This window comes from Mesorhizobium sp. P160927 (genome assembly GCF_057766385.1).
In genome coordinates, this window is record NZ_JBYMDW010000001.1 from 1,813,987 (window position 1) to 1,833,016 (window position 19,030).

Annotated in this window: 2 protein-coding genes; both read left to right on the forward strand. The window is 59.3% G+C overall.

The window, feature by feature from the left end:
• The first annotated feature begins 232 nt into the window (after positions 1-232).
• A complete protein-coding gene (locus tag AC3CB8_RS08845; RefSeq protein WP_352726649.1) occupies positions 233-11,476 on the forward strand; it encodes a hypothetical protein in 11,244 nt (3,747 codons plus the stop codon).
• Positions 11,477-11,481: 5 nt separating this feature from the next.
• Positions 11,482-18,996: a hypothetical protein gene (locus AC3CB8_RS08850; protein ID WP_488377280.1), complete on the forward strand. Its 7,515-nt coding sequence runs from the start codon at positions 11,482-11,484 to the stop codon at positions 18,994-18,996.
• The last annotated feature ends 34 nt before the right edge of the window (positions 18,997-19,030 follow it).

Sequence of the window (19,030 nt, forward strand, 5' to 3'; positions counted from 1 at the left end):
CTACAAGCGTGCCCTCCCAGTCAACAACTATTTTCGACAAAGCCGATAGCTGTTGACAGTAAAGGTAGTATGGGTAAATCTGCTCCGCCTGACTGGACGATGATATTTCATCGGCAGTTCAAGAAACAAATTGTTTTTACTCCGATCAAGCTGCTTGATTTGGAGCGCGGAGGTGGTTTGACGACCTCGTCCGCGCAGCCAATGCTTTGGGAGTGGCGCTGCGGGGGCCATCTTGGCAGACACTTTGACGCTCATCCTGGCGGAAGTGGCGAGCGGCAGTGACTCGCTGAAGGTAACCGCAGTTGGCGACAAGCCAACCTTGGAGCCAAACGGCGTCTTTACGATCTCGACGATAGTCGTTGAAGTCAAGATATTGGGCGAAGACCCGATAAATACAACGCTGACTGCCGACCAAGCCAACTCCGTCAAAGTTGACGTGCCGACGAAGCTGCTGATCGGCGACGGCAGAGGTAGTTTTCGCATTCGCAGCCGCGAAGAGCTGCAGGAGCTTGCAGAGGATGAATGGGCGGCGCTCAAGGACAAGGTGCGTCGCCGACTGGCCGAGCCGATTGTCGTACTGTCCGACGCGACCGCCAATCCCCAACAGACCCTCTTCGGAGTCGCCACCGTAGGCGGCGTGGCACTGGTCGATGGACGAGTATGGTTGAATGCGGCGCTTGTCGACGGACTGGATTCGATTGGCAAGGACGTCTGGCTGCTGAGAGCCCAGGGTGCCGCCGAAATCAAACTCACCTATACCCAAAGCGCAAATGCGCTGGAGTTTGGCGGGTGGCTGGCACTTCTGTTTGAGGTGAAAAAGGCTGCGCTTGCCGACTGGATCGACGTCGGCATCGATTTTGAACTGCCGACCCTGCCCGGATTCGACCTGAAGCTGCCAAAGATCAAGCTGCCAAAGCTCGCGTTGCCTGCCTACACCACGTTCGACGATGTTCTGCCGTCTTTGTTCACGCTGACCCTCCCTCCGTTCTTTGAAAAATTCAACTTCACTTGGGACGATCCAAAGCCGCAGTTGGCAGTCACGTTGAAGCAAGGCGACATCACCGTTGCGACCAGCCAGCCAGGCAACGGAACCCTGAAGTATGGCGAAGCCGAATTCTGCAAATTGCAGCAGGTCATGCTGCAATACGCTGACCCCAAGTTTGATTTCTCAGCGACGATTGTTCCGACAGTTACACCAATCACGATTGCGCCAAGGTCGTTTCGCGTCCCCCCGTTCCAGTTCGATATCAGCGAGCCTCTAACTGCGACCCCGACTTTCAAAAACCTCGAATTCAGCGGGGGGAAATCGCTTGAAAACGTCGTTCTTGCAACGAAGCTCGAATGCAAGAAGCTCGTAGTGTCAGCCACGGACGACCCGTCCACGTGCATCGCACTGAGTTTCGAAATCCTCATTACCTACGATGCACGCAGCGGCAAGACGTCAACAAACCTGACGAAACTTGCCATCGTCGAGCCTTATCCGATCGCACTGATCGTTACTGCGGCGGAGCAACTGGGAGAATTGATTAGGCTGGTGGGTGCCATCCCCTTGCCGTCGGCCAAGGCGCCGAATGTCGACATGTCGTCGGTCATGGAGGTGATCAAGCGTCTCGCAAAGATGCTGGCAAGCGCTGCGAAGTGGCTTGCAGGGCAGGCAGGGGAGGCAATCGGCCTGCTCGCAGGTCTGGTCGAGGCAGTACTCGAGGCCGTTCTGCAACTTGTCAAGGAACTGGTCCGGCTTGGGTCTGACGTCGGCAACGAAATCATCTCGCACATTGCAGTCGAGGTCCGGCTGGATCCGAAGACCTACCGCTTGCGGCAGATCATCATCATGCCAGTTCGCGACGACAGCAAACCGGCGCAAGACGTCACGACAAGCGCACTCGGCTTTGATTTCGTAATGGCTGCAGATCTCCGGCCAGCGTTGGTAATCGACCTTGGCCCGGAAAGTTGGACCGGCATTGTCGTGCAGCCCACTGGTTCGGTCGGATCCCTCGCCACCGATTTCTGGCTGGCGAAGGAGACGGGTCCGCAGCAGGCCATCACCACAATCGACAAGGACGGCGTGCAGGGGCAAAGCCCACCGCGGCTCGTTCAGCTTAAAGCCACCCCGATGACGGTGATGGACGATGCCGCTGAAATCGTAATCGCTGCCGTCCAGCGCGGGCAGCTCAGGCTATTCCAGACATTCGTCGGCGACAAACCGGACACCAAGAACATTGACTTAGGGCTTGGCAATCGCGTTGCCGTGGCCATCCGAGAGACGGGCCTGCTGCGCGATGGTGAACTACAGCTTGGCGATGACGTGAATCCCAATGCAATCTTCAAGTTGCAACTTAACTACGATGGCCTCAAGGCGCGGCTGCTGTCGCTGTTTGCCAAGGCCGATGCCGGCGGCGGCGGCGGTTTCATCGACAGGCTCAAGCAGAGAATCGAGATCACGGATGTCAAATCGACTTTCGGCAGCGACAAGACCTCTGCGCAGGTCGCTCTGACGCTTGCGATTCACATCGACGAAGAGTTCGTCCCCGCAACTGATCTGGTCGTCAGCGCATCGCTACGCGACCTGTCAATGAAGGTCACTGGCGGCGACAGGATCATCATCAAAGGCCCCGACAAGGAATACCATCCGCTGGGCCTGACCCTGACGATCACCGAGAAGGTTCCGAACCAGAAGAAAGAAACCTATCCGCAGTTCGTTCTCGATCTATCGCATGGCAACGAGAGCCTAGGCCTTGCTGACGAGGCCAAAGCGGATCTGTCGTTCGGCCAGGTCTCTACCAGCGGCAAAGGTCTGCAGTTCGAGGTGCCGACACTGCGGATCGGCCGCGGGGGCATCGACCTTGAAGCAAAGGTCCTGCCCGAACCAGTGAAGCTTGGTGGCGTCGATGTGCCGTTCCGCTTCACATCCGGGCAGGTCTCGATCAAGAGCTCGAAATTTGGCGGCGGCTCCCTCGCTGGCGCCGGTCAATTGCCGTCGGCGCTGGTCGGCGAGGCCAACGCAAATATCGCGCTGCAGCTCGGCGCCGACTCCGACGGTGGCGTGATCGTCAAATCGGCAACGGCTCGGCTTGACAAAAGTGGCGATCCGATCCGCTGCTCGTCAACCCGTTTTGAATTGACGATTACAGAACTTGGCTTCGACTATCGTTATGAGGGAAGTTATCACTTTTTCTTCCTGTTGACTGGCAGCGCCGTCTTCAAACCTAATGGCAACGAATATTCCAGCGGCCTTCTCAAGAACCTCAGAGACGTTACAATCAAACTTGACAAGGCTCCGCTTACAAGCGATCCGCGGGTGCTCCTTCGCTCGATTTCTTTCCAGGTAAAAGTCGATCCGCCAAAGAAAATCTCCCTTTTCGACATCTTCAGCTTCGACCTGAAGGGTTTCGGATTCCATCCGGCTTCACCGAAGTTCGACGGTGACCCGGCGATGAATCTTTCAGGCCAGGTCCACTTCCTGAAAACCGGCAACCGTATCAGCGCGGATATTGAGTTCCACGGCTTGTGGTTCACCGGGCCAAAGACCGGCTCTTCAAAGCCACGGATACGCTTTGACGGTTTGTCGGTCGGCATCCGGACAGGCGGCGTCGACATTGAAGGAACGGCAATTGCGGTCGATGGCTCCTTGCCTGACCTGTACAAGCCGGGAACGCTGCCCGCCGACATCAAAGCTGACGGCTTCCTGGCCAACGGCAAGGTCGACATCGATGGCTGGGCGTCAATGACCGCGGCAATGGGCTTCCTTGAATTGCGCAAGGACGGCTACCCGGACCCGAAGCACTCCTTCTTTCTTTACGGCCAGCTCAACAAGATCGCCGTGCCCATCCGCACACCCGTCGGCACGATCTATCTGCGCGAGGCTGGTTTCGGCTTTGGTTACCGCTACACTATCGCGGGCATCAACCGGGCGGAGAAAGCCACCTCGCCACGGCAACTGGTCAAGATTCTCGATGACGTCTCGAAATACCAGGGAAACCTGTATCAATTCCAGGCTTGGGAGCCGACCTACGACAACAGCGACCTAACGCTCGCATTACGCGGCATGTTCGCCCTGTCGGCGGTTGAGGGAGACAGCTACGACGAGAAGGGCGAAAAGGATCTGCCCAATCCGCTGCTGTTCGACATCGTCGCTGCGTTCCGCACCGACTTCACCTTCCTGATCAATATTCGCGCCTGGGTCAGCGTCAACTACAACGATTGGGCTTCCAGCGGCCTCAACGAGCCCTGGAAGTCGAATCCAACAATGCGCGGCTACCTCTATTTCTCGGTCCGGCGCAAGGAGTTCCTCGGCCGCTTCCTGTCTGACGGGAAGGGTTATGTCGGCAACCACCCCGAGCTGCCGAAAGCCTTGGCTGATGCGATCTCGGCGACCAGATTCTCCGCCACGCTCTACATTCGGCCAGGCCTGTTCCATGCGGAGCTCGGCTGGCCTTATGAACTCGGCTTCTCGCTCGGCGAGCCCGGCGGCAAATTCTATCTGTCGCTTTCAGGCGGTCTGATCCACCGCATCGAGGATGCCTCGCTGCTTAACGGCATTGCATTCCGGGCGAATGGCTCTGTCTACCTCGAAGGTCGCGTTGGCGGTAGCAGTCTGGGCGCGGCGGCCGTTGCGCGCGCCAATTTCGCCATCGAGGCGAAAGTGTTGTCCTATCTCTCGCTGAAGAACTTCGGCGAATCCTTCTATTATGGCTACCTGCGCATCGATGTGGCCGTCCATGTGAGCGTCGAGGTGTGGATCAGCTTCAAGATTTTCGGCAATCGAATCCGCCTGTCTGTGGGCTTCTCCCTTCATCTTGCGGTCTCAGTCGCCCTGGAAGCAGTGATCGGCGCGAAAGGAATTGGTGGCCGGGCGCAAGTATCGATCGGCGTGTGTGCATTTGGCCGCACGCTTTCGGTTGGCATCGGCTTTTCGTTTAACAACGACAAGCTGGCGGACGCCCGGGCCAAGGTCGCGCGCTTTATGGAGCTGGGCTTGGCGACCGAAATTCCCGACAAGGCGAGGGATGGCCAGCGTATCGAGACCAACCCCAAGCCCGAGCCCTCACGCAGGGAGGTTGCCCAGATTGGTGACACGACCGTGGAGGAGGATATCGGCAGCGAGCCACTTCCGCGGGAGCCTGACGAGGATACAAAAAGCTACAACGGCAGAGAGATCGGTCAGACTGATTTCTGGGCTGTCCTGTTCCCGACGGTGCGCCCCGACGGCGCAAATGCCGACGACGCAGACCCATGGTACGTCATGCAGTTGCTGCCTCGGGATCATACATCGGTCGATGGAAATCCAATCAGAACGCTCAATTATGACGAACTCGCAGCGACCTTCTTCGCGGGCACGGCAACACGCCAGCTTGGATACGCCGGACATCAAATTGCAATAAATGTTGATAAAATAAAAAAGGCAAAATATCTGGAAATTGGCCAGGTAAGGCCAAATAAAAAAACAGAGTGGTATAAAGTTTCAGCCGGAGTCCCGGCCGTCATTGATAGTTATACAAATTTAAATGCCGTTGTTGCCAGAGAAGGTGACGATCAGCTCGGACTTGGCCAGCTGTTGGACACATTATTCCTTGGCAAAACTGTTGATGAAAAATTTGCCCCGGAAGAGCCATCAGCCCGGGTCATCGAACCAGAGCTCACCAAACTTTCAGAAAGTGCCAAGACATCGGCCCAACAATTGGGACGCATCGGTCGCGGAAGAACCAATCTGACCGGACAGCTGAAACGCGAGGCGGAAATCGAGGAGGCGCGTTCGGCCATTGTTTCGGCGGTAGCCGAGACCGCGGCGACGATTGCCGCGCAAGGAGAAACAGACGGGGTCTGGCCAGTGCGACGCGACAAAGACATCGATGCGCGAGATTTCGACCTGACCTTCGTGCTTAGCGAAACGGCGATCGCCGAATTGTTCGATGGTGATGCAGAGATCGCGCCGCCAGTTGGCAGGTTCACGGTTCTCAAGAGCGACACGGTGAACCCCACCAAGCTCGGTATGGTCCATTTGTTCAATCATCCCTCGCGGATGTTCCGCCAGCGGCAGCCGAAACTATCGCCTGCTCATGTGTTCGCGGACAACGGCGTCAAGCTGAACTGGGATCTGGAACCGGACTGGGGTCAGTCGGTGGGCGCCTATCACGATCCTGAATTCCACCTGAAGCATTATCGGATTCGGCGCGTCGTTGTCGGTGTGGCGGAAAGTGGTTTCCGCGCCGAGTTCGTGGTGAAACGTGGTTCCGCGATCGAGTTTCTCGCAGCATCGGAAATGGAGCCGGAGCGCGCTCGCCTGGTGAAAAAGGAATTCCAGTTCATCGATGATCTGCGATCGCAGATCGATGAAGCCGGCCGGCCAGGCGAAGCAGTACCGGAAGCCATGCGCCGGCTGCTTCTCGGGCAGGGCACGGCTGAGGACGCGGGCGCGATGAATGTAGACATCAGCAACCTGAAGCTGACCTACGAGATCGTGCCGGTGGACAATGCGGGTACCTCGGACAGCGGGGAGATTTATGAAATCAAGGACTATCACGTGCGTGACGTGCCGCCACGCTCGCCGCGCGAGGCTGCACTACAGGTCGCGTATAACCAGATGCCGACGCCTTTTGAAAAGAAGGTAGACACAGCGACAGCCGCCCTGCTGGTGATGCTGAAGCCCGCCGTCAATGGCGCGATAATTGAATGGCCATTGCCAGAAGACAGCGGGTCGCCGAAGGACAAGAAAGAGCCACCGCACGTCTATCTGGTGCGAGTCCAGAAGCTGAAGGTGGCGCCATCGGGTGGCTATGGCGCGGATGCGGTTGATGACGCGCGGCGGCGTCCAGATCAAGCAGCGATCGACAGGATGGATCCCGACGAGGTGGCCGACTTCGTGCTCGAGATCAACGGCAAGAAACCTACTCTCAACATCGTTGCCGAGTACCAACTGAACGATGATGACTTTGACATCAGACCCTACGTGGCTACCGTGCATGAAGTGTCCAGGGGGGCGGAGGAAATTGTCCTTGGCGATGGTTCAAAAATTGAGAGACTGTTCTGGTCGCTTGGCGTGGCGGTGCAGGATCCTGCGAAAGCCGAGGCCGGCACTGGCCATCGCGTCTTCCTGGCCCGTCTCTACCGCGACAAGCCCCCAGAGAAGGAGGCCGAAAAACTTGACTTGCTGCGGCGCGGGGAATGGAAAACGCTAACGCTCAACATCGTGATCGGCATGGACGGCGGGCACCCGGCCCTTTCGTCGGTAGTCGAGGTATTGGAACGGCCCGTTCAACTGCAGTTCGCGGCGCTGAAGCGGCAGGACATGCGGGTAGAGAGTGGCAGGGTGGACATCGTCCAGCCTTCCGCCAGTGGCAAGCTAGGTGACCTGACAGACCGCAATTCACCCTTCCAGGTGGTACGTGACGCACGCCGGCGCACTGCCACGCGACTGGAGTGGAATGCACGGCCCCAGTCGCTCGAATTGGTCGGCAGCAAGGCTTCCCCGGCCGATCTCCATCGATGGATTTCCGGTTTCCAGGTGTTCAGCGTCGATCCGGAGACACTGACCGATCGCGACGTCAAAGGCCTCGTTGACGATGTTGAAGAAATGGCGCAGCCACTGGGGCGTGTTTCGCTGCTGCCGGCGACAATGCGAGGTCTCGATCCGGCCGGCTTTGGCGACTTCAGCCGTATCGAGGCTGCCTATCCAAGCGACACGTTGCGCCTTGAATACGCGGCGTCAGGTCAGCAAGCCAGCGGGGCACGCAAGGCCGGCTGGTATTCGGCCGCGGAGACAATGGCAATATTCCCCCAGCCCTCGATACGCCGGTCCCTTATGCCCGACCCGGACGAAGGACTGATATCGTCTCTGTTTGCAGGCGGCACGCCCGACGCCATCCGCGTTTCGATACCTGAGTGGCAGGCTCTTGACGACCAGGTGGCCAAGCAAATCACGGGTACGGACAATCGTGTGCTGGTTGGCTGGACCATTGTGGAAAAGGGCAGCCGCTCCGAGAGTTGGGGAGAGTACGACAAGAAGCTTCAGCGCGTGCCTTTTCCGCAGCGCACGCAAGAGGCTCGGTTCGAGGTAACCTTCTCCCTAGCCGAGATCACAGGGCAGGCTGTGCCCAAACTGCGGCGGTTGCTGCAGAACCTGCGCCTTGCTCCAAACGGAAGTGATGATGGCGGCACGGAGCAAGCCGCGCTGGAACGCCGTGCTGGCGAGCCCGGGTATCTCGCGAAGGTCATGCTGAGACTTGAGGCGGTCCGTTTTGTTGGTCAAACCAGGGAGCCTCGCGTCGTGGCGACCCAGGAGACTGTCATCGACCTGATGCCAAGGCTGCACCCGATCATCGCCGACACACTTGCCTTCATCCAGTATGACAGCTGGGCAGCCGATGGACTTGCCGCATCCAATGGTAGAATCTTCAAGCGCTACGCCGTCTCGCGTGACGCGGACCCCGATATTACAACCACCGAGTTTGATGCGTATGTCGACCAGACGCCGGTCGAGCGCGACCCGTTTGGCTGGGGCGCGTTGCGCGCCCTGGGCCTGGCGGCAGGTTTCCGGCTGTATGACACTGAAGCAAAAGACTATGTCCGCTTCGGCAATGGCTCGAAGGTGGCCCTTTCTCAGCGCATCGAAGCCGCATTCGCGCGGGCACTCGAACGGTACGACGATGGACTGCGCGACAACGGTCAGCCATTTGTCGACATCCTCACCCAGCCGTGGGGCAACGCCAGGCTGAGCTGGTTCGACGGAGGCCAGCGCAACCCCACGAGCGAAAAGGAAATTGACGGGATCGAGAGCTCAATGCTCGCGGTTACCCAGATAGCCTTGCGCCCGCATCCGGATCGACGAGCGGCCAGCTTCTCCGTACCTCCGGTGGTGCGTTACTATGCTCTTACTTCCCCAGACAAGGACCTTAAACGTCCACAATGGACCATCGCGAAGAAGGACGGTAGCGACGCCTTGGCACGCTACGATATTCTTGGCGTCGCCGGCGGCATTGTTGCCCAGAAACCCCTGCGGCTGGACAAGGACACGCCGCAGATTACGCTGTTCGAGCCTTGGCCCGCAATTGAAACAACGAGCAGCAAAAGGTTCATTATTGCCGTCGTCCGGGAGGTGCTGATCAAACAGTTGCCGATCGATGATCCAAACCAGAATCTCGAAGCACGCCTGGGCGTTCAGCCGCCCAAGGATCGGGAATGGAGTTTCGAGGCGATCGAACAGCCATCGGTGATGCTGTCGCTCGATCAACAGATGGCCACTTCGGAGCACGCATTCGGCAAGTTCGAAGCCTTGCCGGCGGAAGACTGGTCGGATGCCTTATTCAGGCCGACGGCGGACGCCGCCGGCGTCAATCCGCATGAGGGCGTCCGGCGCCTGGCTTACTATGTCGGTCGGCGATTTGATCCACTCCAGCTGTCGACAGCGGCAAACGCGAGTGAAGAGCAGCAGCGGGACGCAGCTTCCGGGCGCAAGGAACTGGCGGATCGCATCGTTCGTTTTTGGACCCGCTTCGTCGAACATTGCGCCCCCGGCTGGGGCCGCCCAAACGCACAGGCAAGGGGCAGCCGCCGGGCGCGGGAGGCGATCTTTTTCTCGCTCGGCACCATCGCCGATCCGGGCCTTTCCCGTTGCGCACCCAGCGACACCGGAACGCTGTCGATGACCGTCGTCGATGTCGAACAGCGCGGCGCACGGCGCAAATTCGCCGTGCGGCCCTATGGCCGGTATGACGACTGGGCCAACGCCGTTCAGACCAAGATCTCCAGACAGGACATCGTGGAACAAGGACTGACAGGGGCCTTCGAAAATCGCGGCGGAGACGATCTTGGGACGACCTATTTCGTCGACACAACATTGCCGCGTACCGAACCGCTGGAAAAACCGGTGATCCTGTCGACGGCTACCCACAAGCCGGCCGGAAAGGGTCAGCCTGGCCGGTTCGAGCTTGTGGTCGCCCACGGATCGGACATGGTGTTGGCGCAGGCCAACAGGCGAAATGCCGCGCTGCTGGCGCCACTCGATATTTCCGTCGGCTTCTGGCGCGAATTTGGCCACACGCTATGGCTGGACGCCATCAGGTATCAGCACGGCGACCGTGGATATGACGCGCTGGCACCATTCGGGTCACTCGACCAACGACTTGACCTCAAAAAGATGCCAATAGACCGTGCCGTCGCTGAGCAGCGGCTGGTCGATCTACGACGGCGTGTGCCCGACGCCTGGCTGGGGTCGACGATGATAACTGCGACGCAGCTGCCTTACCTTTTCCGCACGCACGCTCTCGTTCACGCGGCAGCTGGAATCGTCGTCTCGGAACAGGCGTCCGTGACCTTCGAGGAGGGGTTCTACGAGCTTGCGTGGCCGTTCCTGCCGGGGGACTCTGGCGGTCGCGAAATTGCGAAAGAGAAACATCAATATTCAGTCGAAAGGCGCTTCGTGGCGGCCATACCAAACCCGTTTGATCCCAAAGGGCCGCCGCTGCTGCCAGAGTTCGAAATTCCGGTCATTACATTTGACATAGCCGCACTCCGGTTCATCGACTGCATGGATGCCGATGAGGCCGGGCTTTGGTTCGGATCCCATGGCGAAAACTGTCCGGATTCGCTCAAACGTGTCACGCATCTACCAGAGCCCGGAGTTAGCTATCGAATCTCCATGGAAACAGTTCTGCGCATCATCTCCGAAAAGAGCGGATCGCAGGATGAGACGCTTGCCCGCGTACAGGAGATTGACGTTCTGGCAAGCCAGCCAAAGCAGACGACTGATCCACTTTATCTGCTTCAGGCGTCGGGCAGTCGTTTCCAGCTGGACCAGAGCCACGCCATCATAACCGGAGCCGGGACCTTCTACGCGACCAACCCGCGTCCGCCCAAGGCACCAGCCGGATACGAGTGGCGGGTGCCTGTTGCGGTGCTTGTGACGCAGCAGCTTCCAGTGATGGTTCGCGCCGTGACCGCAGACCAGGGTGCGATCCTGAAGAAAGTGATCAGCAATCTGCCATCCCCGAAAGGCTGGCTGCCGCCCGCGATTGGCGCGCTGGCAGCAGTGAGTGTGTCGTGGACCACGAAACCAAGAGCGTATCAATGGGATCTACTGCTGGCGCGCTTGCGCAAGATCGGCGATTCACCCGAGGCGATCCAGCTGATCGAGGCAGCGAAGGGCGGTCAGGGGATTGTCGACAACAGCGGTCTTGGCCTGCAAATCGGGCTGGACTCGGCAACGAACAGCGACATCAGGGCAGCGCTGTCGGACCTCGGTTCAGCCATGATCGGCGACATCAGCGCGATCATCATAAGGCGGCCACCGACGGACGATGAGTTGCGGAAGTTCGACCCGGCGGACTACGGTGGTGCAACCCCCGCCGTTGAGCTCAACCTGCTGGTACTGGAGATGGCCGAAACCCAGCTTTTTGGACCTGGCCGTCGCCCTGCCGTCTCTGCATCCAAGGGGCCGGAGGTGCCGATTACTCACCCGTTTGCGCGCCGCATCGGAGGCTGAAATCGATGGATGACAGTTCGAAGAACCCGATCACTGACGACCTGCAGGTGGTAGGTCTGGCAATGGCAAGGATCGTCGGCGGCGGGCCCCAGGCGTTTTACGTTGCCGACATGCGTTCGTTCGCTCACGAGGGCGACAGTGTATCCCAGGTGGTGGTCAATGCCTTTGGCCTACGATCGATGTTGCTCGACGGCCAGAAGCGGCAGATCAAAGCCAAGGACAAAGATGGCAAGGAAACCACGTTCGCACCGTTTGTCCAGCCAACTCTGCTTCGCGTCTATGCGCGCCCAAGGGTGTATTTTGGCAGTCGGTCTCTTACAGTGGGCAAGGCAGGGGCGCCGCTCAGACAGCAGGAAGATGCCAGCGATCTCCTCGTCACGCCGATCCAGGACTGGCCGGATCATCCTGATCAGTTCGCCTACGCGTCGCCATTCAGACTGGTCGAGGGGCGCTATGGCGTCGAGATTCAACTTACCGAGGACGCAAGCAACACGCCGAACGAGTTGGGCACGTTCCTCGGCTTGAAGGATAAGTCGCTATTCAACGGGTTGGAAGTCGATCTTGTCGGCAGCAAACCCAGATACCTGCAGGCAGTTCTGACGCCCGAAGGCATAGAGTTCCAGGGCAGGATCAAGGATCCGACGCGTCCAGCCGATCAGGCTACTTTGACGATTGCAGCGGTGTTCCGCCTCGAATGCGATGTCACGCCAACCGGAGAGTCGGGTTACCTTCTGCGCCTCGTGCGCGCCGTCGATGCGGCATCGCAGCCTGCTATCGATGCGGTTGAGGCGGGGATCGCCTCGGCGTTCGCCGGCCTCGACCCGGCGGGCGCACCGGTCGCCGTGCGCTATGACAGGCGCCCACTGGCGCCGCCGCTGTTGTGGCGATTGAACGAAAGTGGCGGGAAGTTGAAGCTGGTTGCGGTCGCAGGTTCCACAAGCGGCGACTTCGAAATGGTCATCGATCGCAACGCTATCGATGTTCGCGTCAAGACCACTGGCCAGTTGCCAGATGCAGAGCAGGGCCTTGCGATGATCTTCGCGCAGAACGTCACCTGGCGGCGCGAGAGCGAAACGGCGTTCAACGTCAACTTTGCCGCCGGATCGAAGATCTCGAAAGCGGAGCTTTGTGCCAAGTTCACGCGCAATGGCGAGGAGGTCACGCCTTGGGGCAGTGAGGTGGTCGACTTCAAAAGCGGCAAGGGCGCCAAGGTTGCGCTAAAACCGATCGCCGATCGGCTGCTGCCCCTGTATCGCGCAGCGCGGGCCATGGACGACAGGATCGATCACGCTCCCTATGTCTTCATTCCGGTCGCCGAGGGCGTGGTGCAGCTTGCACTACCCGATCTGACGCCGCCACCACCAATCCCCAGCGCGTCCGCCAAGCCTCCGCCTTTATCGGCGATGAGCGGCCGGGTCTATGTCCAACAGGGCGGCGAGACAATGCGGGGCCTCGTGCTGGACGACGCTGCAGGAATCGAGCTCGTCGTTGCATGGGAGTCGGCAAAACCTCGATCGGCCAAACTCAAAGCGGAGACGCCGAAGGGACAACTCGTCGGCTTCCTGTTCGCCTGCGAAAGCAGTCCGACCGCACTCGAAGCGTTGCCCAATCTGCAAGGCGGGCCGGCAGCGACGCGCGACCTGCCGCTATGGTTTGGTTGGTCGCCACCCGAGCCGTATCTGCAGGGCGACGTTACATGGGACGCTAAAACCGGCAGGTTCACCGCAGACATGGCCGCGACGGTCACGCCGGCACCAGACAGCCAGGATCCAAAAGACCCCGATCCAAATGTCATCGCATGGTTGCCGCCCGCAGACAGCGCGTTCGTCACCAACCATCCGCTGACGCGTGGTCTTCCGGCCGCCGCGAAACCCTCGGTGTCGCGTGGCCTGGTGCCCCGGACGGTCAGCGGCGGCTTCACGCTCACTTACGCCGACGAAAAGGACTATCTGCCGGTTTTCTCAAGTGTAAACCAAACGTGGTGGAAACTATACGTTGACACCACTCGGCCTTCGTTTCGTGACGACACACTGATCTCGACCACACTGGCCGGCGCCGAGTTCTTTCCCAACGCATTCGACAAGTTCGGGACGTTCAAACTGCAGGCGGCGCTCCGCTTCGACCTGCCCATCCTGGACGAGCTGTTTGCCTGGTCAGACCCGCCGAAAAAAGCTCAGGCGATGCCCGGATGGAACGTTGAACCGATCTCAGTGCCGACGGCGCTGGAGCCTGCCAGGCTCAACAAGATTTGGGATGCCAATCGACGGCGCATGGCGCTGACCCGCACCCAGTCGGCCTTTGTTGCGAAGTGGTTGTCCGAAGGCACCAGGTACAAGGCAGAGAAGATTGTCGGTCTGGTTGAGACCTATTCATGGTCCGCTGACGTCGCCGTCTACGCCAAGGCCAGGGACGCCTATGGTGAATTTTTCCTTGGCGGCCAGGCGTTCCGTCTCGACGCTGCGGTTCAGGGTCTCGGCGGTGACAAGACAATTGGTCCGGCAACATTCGATGTCAAAGGGGATGAGCTCGTTGCCAAGGGCAACGAGCCGATCAAGATCGCTGGCTACGCAGCCAATCTCTACGAATATGACAGCATGCGCTGGGACTCCCGTGGTTTCGGCGTTGCAGCCGATGCTGCCGATGGCGTCCGCAAGGCAAGGCTGCGGACCTGGCAATCCGGTGCGATCAAGCCAAGGGACTTGTCGCTGCTGACGATGTCTGCGGCCGAGCCGCTGTCGTTTTCCGCAGATGCCGCCCCGTGGAAATTTGCGAAGGCGCTGAAATTCTTCGCCCGCGACCTGCCGCTCGACGGCTTGATTTTTGATGGAAAGAAGAACCCGGTGGAAGCAGCCATCGGAGCCGTAGGTCAGGCATTCGACCAGGACAGTTTTCCACAATCGCTGCATGAATGGCGTCTGTTCGAGGACGCCGAGCAAACGGGCGTCCGCCGCCACGATATACGCTGGGGTCCATTTGTCTTCCGCCCTTTGCGCCTGCTGCGGGCAACGTTCGACGGAACCCGCATCAAGTCGATCAATGTGGTCGGATCGATGCGACTCGACCGCGACTTCAATGACCCGGGCGGGCCTTTCGGGCCCGACGACATCTATGAGCATGGGGACCTCCTGCAACTCGCGCTGACCCGTGGCACTTCAGATTGGCGCTACGCCTGGACCGGGATCCATATGACCCGCAATTCCGACGGCACTGTCGAACTCGCGGACGAGGATATCAAAGATAAAAAAAAGTTTGCGCCAAATGTCACCATCGAAACGCTGCTCTCCGACCCGGGCGACGACCCGCAGTCGTACCGCTTCACCAAGCCGGTCGCGGCCACAGCAACCATCGATATTGCGCAACCGGCTGGCAGTCTGAACGCGGCAATCGAGCTGCGACTTTTCGGGTCGGATCTCAAGCTGATTGCGAAGGTCACGCCGACTGATGAAGGGTTCACCGCGACAGTAGAAGCGCCAAAGTCGGGAACGACCACGAAAACGCATGTCGCTTTCTGCCCTGCGCTCGTTTTCAAGGTCGACAGTTCGAACAGCACACTGGTAATAAGCGGACCGATCTCAGTAAGGTCTGACAAGGCAGGAGGCGAGCCCCTTGCTGAGTTCCAGCCAGCTTCGTTTGCCTGGCTTGACCTGCAATCGGCAAATGCCGACGCGATCCAAATCGACCACGACAACGGCGCGATACATGGTCAAAAAGAACTCAGCCTTAGAGGGGGTTCGCCACTCTTCTCACTGCGGTCGCGAAACAAACTCGCTGTTGTCGCTGCTTTGGCCTTCGTATGCGGCGACGTGACGGTCAAAGATGGCAAACTCAATCCCATTGAGATGCGGACAGCATGGATGCGCGTCGTCGCCAGCGACGACGACGGGAATCGGATCGACCACCGACTGATAGCTACTGCAAGCGTTAGACAACATACGCTGGAACTCACATGGAGCCGAACCTCACGGAGCCCGATCCGCTGGCCGGTCGGACAGATGCAAACGGTGGACGGCAAGCCTCTGCCCGAAAAATGGCTCAGTCCCGCAGACGCCAATCAGGCCGCGGCTGAACGCAGTCGTATTATTCACATTCTGGACGACTCCGATCACCGGCTCGACCACCACGTCACGGTGAAATTCAACCGGCACCGCATCCTGGCTGACACGCTCGCTTGCTTTCTGACGAAGGTCCTCGATGTGGAAGTCAGGGTGACGACCGTGAGGGAACCGGTCAGATTGATTTGTATAGTGGATCACCGCTTGCAAGCGGGCGAAATGGCGCTAGCGCATTGGACGACGCTCGATCATACCGCAATCACCACCCCCTCGCTCATGGCCATGGAGGCTATGAATCATAGCTTCGCGCCACGCAGCCTCGATCACGCCTATCGGACGGAGACAATAAAGGACGGGCATGCCGGCATCATTCAACTGATCTTTGGTGCGGCCGGTTTTCATGACAGGCTTCTGGCCGACAAGCTCTGGATCAAGTCAGACCTGCCGATGCTGCTTGGCGGAGCATCCACACTTTTTGCGGTCCCACGCAACGGAGGGTGGCAGGGCATGCCCCCCAGTGATTTCGCCGCCGTTGTTCCGTGGCTGATGATGGATGGCGTTGATCCTATCAACATAGCGTCCGGTGTCTGGAGGGTCGCAGCGCCTGATCTGTGGCCTGCCACCCCGATGCCAAGCTCCGGCACTGTCGGAACTGCCGTGATCGGACGCGGCTTCTCGGAGCCTGAGATCGTCGACCAGTTTGGCCAAGGCCGTTTCGTACGCTTGGCTTGCGACGCTGCTGAGATTGAGTTGACGATTCCGGTCGAGCAAGCTTACTTCGAGAAGTGGCTGCCCGATAAGGGGAAGGCGGCGCCGATGGACAAGGCGGACTACAAGGCTGCCCCCTTCTTCCTCCGGGCAATGATGGCGATCGAAGCTCGCCTGAAAATAGATGCGCAGGCCAGAACACATTCGCCAGCGCAGGATTTCGAATGGATTGCCGAGACTATTCTGGCCGCCCGCCTCACCAAGGCCAATGACAAGGCGCCTGCGGTCGCCGCTTTGCGTTGTCGCGTCGGTACGCGGACGATGCCTGAAGAAATTGCCTTTGTCCTTTCGACATCTGATATGTCCGAGCAGCCGATGCGAACTGCGAGCATCACCGCGCTGTCCGCATCCAGGATCACAACCCAATCCGCCTATCGACGCGTCTTGCCAACGTCCGAGATCGCACCCGGCGAGGCGATCGAGGCTGCGATCGATCTTGATCGCAAAGCGCTTGTAGCAATTGTCGAGATCGACGGTGGACTGAGCAGTCCCGACGTAACACCGCACCCGGTCCCGGCTGGTCTGGATGCGAGCGCGATGCCCGGCAAAGCCCTCACCAGGGCGGGGACCGACCTATCGCCGTCCGCCGCCCTGGGATGGCCCTCGGATACGGCGACCACCGACCTTTCCAAGCTTACGCCAGCCCTGGGAGACGAGATGCCATTGCTCGGTCACGACAGTGGCTTCGCAGCTCGGTTCCAGCTGTTTGGCTGGCCGGCCTATGCACCTGCGGTGACAAGCAAGGGAGAAAAATCCACAAGCGCTTCGGCAGACCTGCCGCCGCCGGAGGCGCTGTATCTCAGCTTCGCCAACCATATCACCTATGATCGCAGCACCGCGAAGTATCTTCCTGACGGAACCAAGGCCGATACGATCCTGCCGATCACTTTCGATGGTCCGACGGCGCGGCACCTTTTGCCGGCTGTAGCCCGACGGCGCGCGCCCACGTTTCCCTCGTTGGCCGCCGCCTTGGACGAGCCGTTGTCGTCGTCCAAGTCACCAAGTGACCGTGGAAAGCCAAAGAAGGAGGTTGAAGAACTACGAAGTGCACCGACTCTGCCACCGGCCGTCGAACGAGCCACGATCGGCCGCAGACCGGGCGTATTGGAGGCGGCTGTCGCGTCGCTGACGGTTCCGGGCGACAGTTTGCCTTTCGATCCCGATGATCCTCAATTCGGTCGTCCGGCCAATTCGGGGCCAGTTGCTGCTCACCAGTTGCGCAACCCGCGTTCGCCGGTATTGCCTATCGACGAACTCACGCCCGACGAATTGAAAAAGGGTCACGCAGGGATCGAGCAGTTGACGATCAGCTATCGTCGGCGAACCTACGTGTCGCTGACCGACCTGGACCTTGGCACCGGCCGTCAGCCACCGTTCAATGTCTTCGACGGCGGCGCAGACGTGGTCCGATACGAAACCGGCAAGCCTCAGCTACCCAAACGGCATGACAAGGTGATTTTTGACCTTGTCGGGCATAAGGCAAGGAACGGAAAGGTCAAGAATCAGGAAGCCTACCTGGGCCCTGACTGGGACGGCAAGCTTGACGTCAAATTGACCGCGGCCGTCTTCAATCCAGACGGTGGCCAGGAACCGCATGTCAGGGCAACGGGCAAGCTGCAGATTGACGCTTTAAACCTCGAAATAAGCTTTACTGACGACAAGAAATCGTCTGCGAATTTTCTCGAATTCGATCTTTCCGCTGTTCCGATCCTCCATCTCGAAGTGGCCAGACTTGCCGATGCACGCGACGCCTTGTCAGCCGCGACTGCAGACACGAAAATCCGCCTGTTGCTTGAACTTGAAAGGCTAGGCCAAGATAAAAAAAGAGACCTGCCGCTGGGCCCGCGCGCGCAAGTATTTTTGCCGCTCATGCTCGATCCCGGCATGCGACGCGTGGTTCCTGTCAAAACAACGACCGTCGTGTTTGCCGACCCGTCATACGACCGGCAGTTGGCCAGTCAGACCATGAGCGCATCGCGCCGACCGCCCGAGTTGGCGGGACCGTTTCTTGTCTCCTCGGACCGGCGCGAATATGACCTCGAACAAACGCTCTACCTTGCAGGTGGAGTTATCGACACCGCGCTTGGAACGTTCGCCGAACTGCAAGATATCCCAGAATTCAAGGTGGAATTGTTCCGGCTGCCTCCGCAGGGCGAAAGCGTAACGCAGCCACCGCCACAACAGTTGGTAACGGCAACCGGATCGCAGGCAAGTGGAAGCTACACTGTCGCCGCCGCCTCGGTCGTCGAGCTGCCGCTGAAGCAAATGGTCCTTAAGCCGAACGACAGCGGCGTAATCTCGCCCAGTCCACCCTGCGCGCTGCAGCCGGGTGATCGCTTGCAAATCGCCATAACACCGGCATCAGATAAGGTCCTCGACCAAAAACTGTTCGAGAGCTTTGCTCTGATCGTCGACATCGTCGCCGACCCGGTCATCGCGCCGCCGCCAGCGGTGTATTCCGTGATCGAGACAACTGCCGACATTTCACTGGCCCGAGTCAGGCTACACGCGGCAGGACCGTTGCCGCAAAAGATTGAGTTTCCCGATTTGCTTGCAGACCTAGCTCTCGAGCATGTACGGCGCAGGGCGCTGTTCGTCTGGCGCTATGCAAAGGCCGGCAAAAGCGATGACGGCGCTGGGTGGAAGATCGAACTGATCAAGTTCGATCGCTCGGGTGGTGCCCAATTGCCGAATGGGTAGGGCCGATTGGAACTTGAAGTCGTCAGGCAGCAGC

What these genes read in the sequence shown, in the direction of transcription:
- AC3CB8_RS08850 (WP_488377280.1), top strand. Translation starts at nt 11,482, where the DNA reads ATGGATGACAGTTCGAAGAACCCGATCACTGACGACCTGCAGGTGGTA.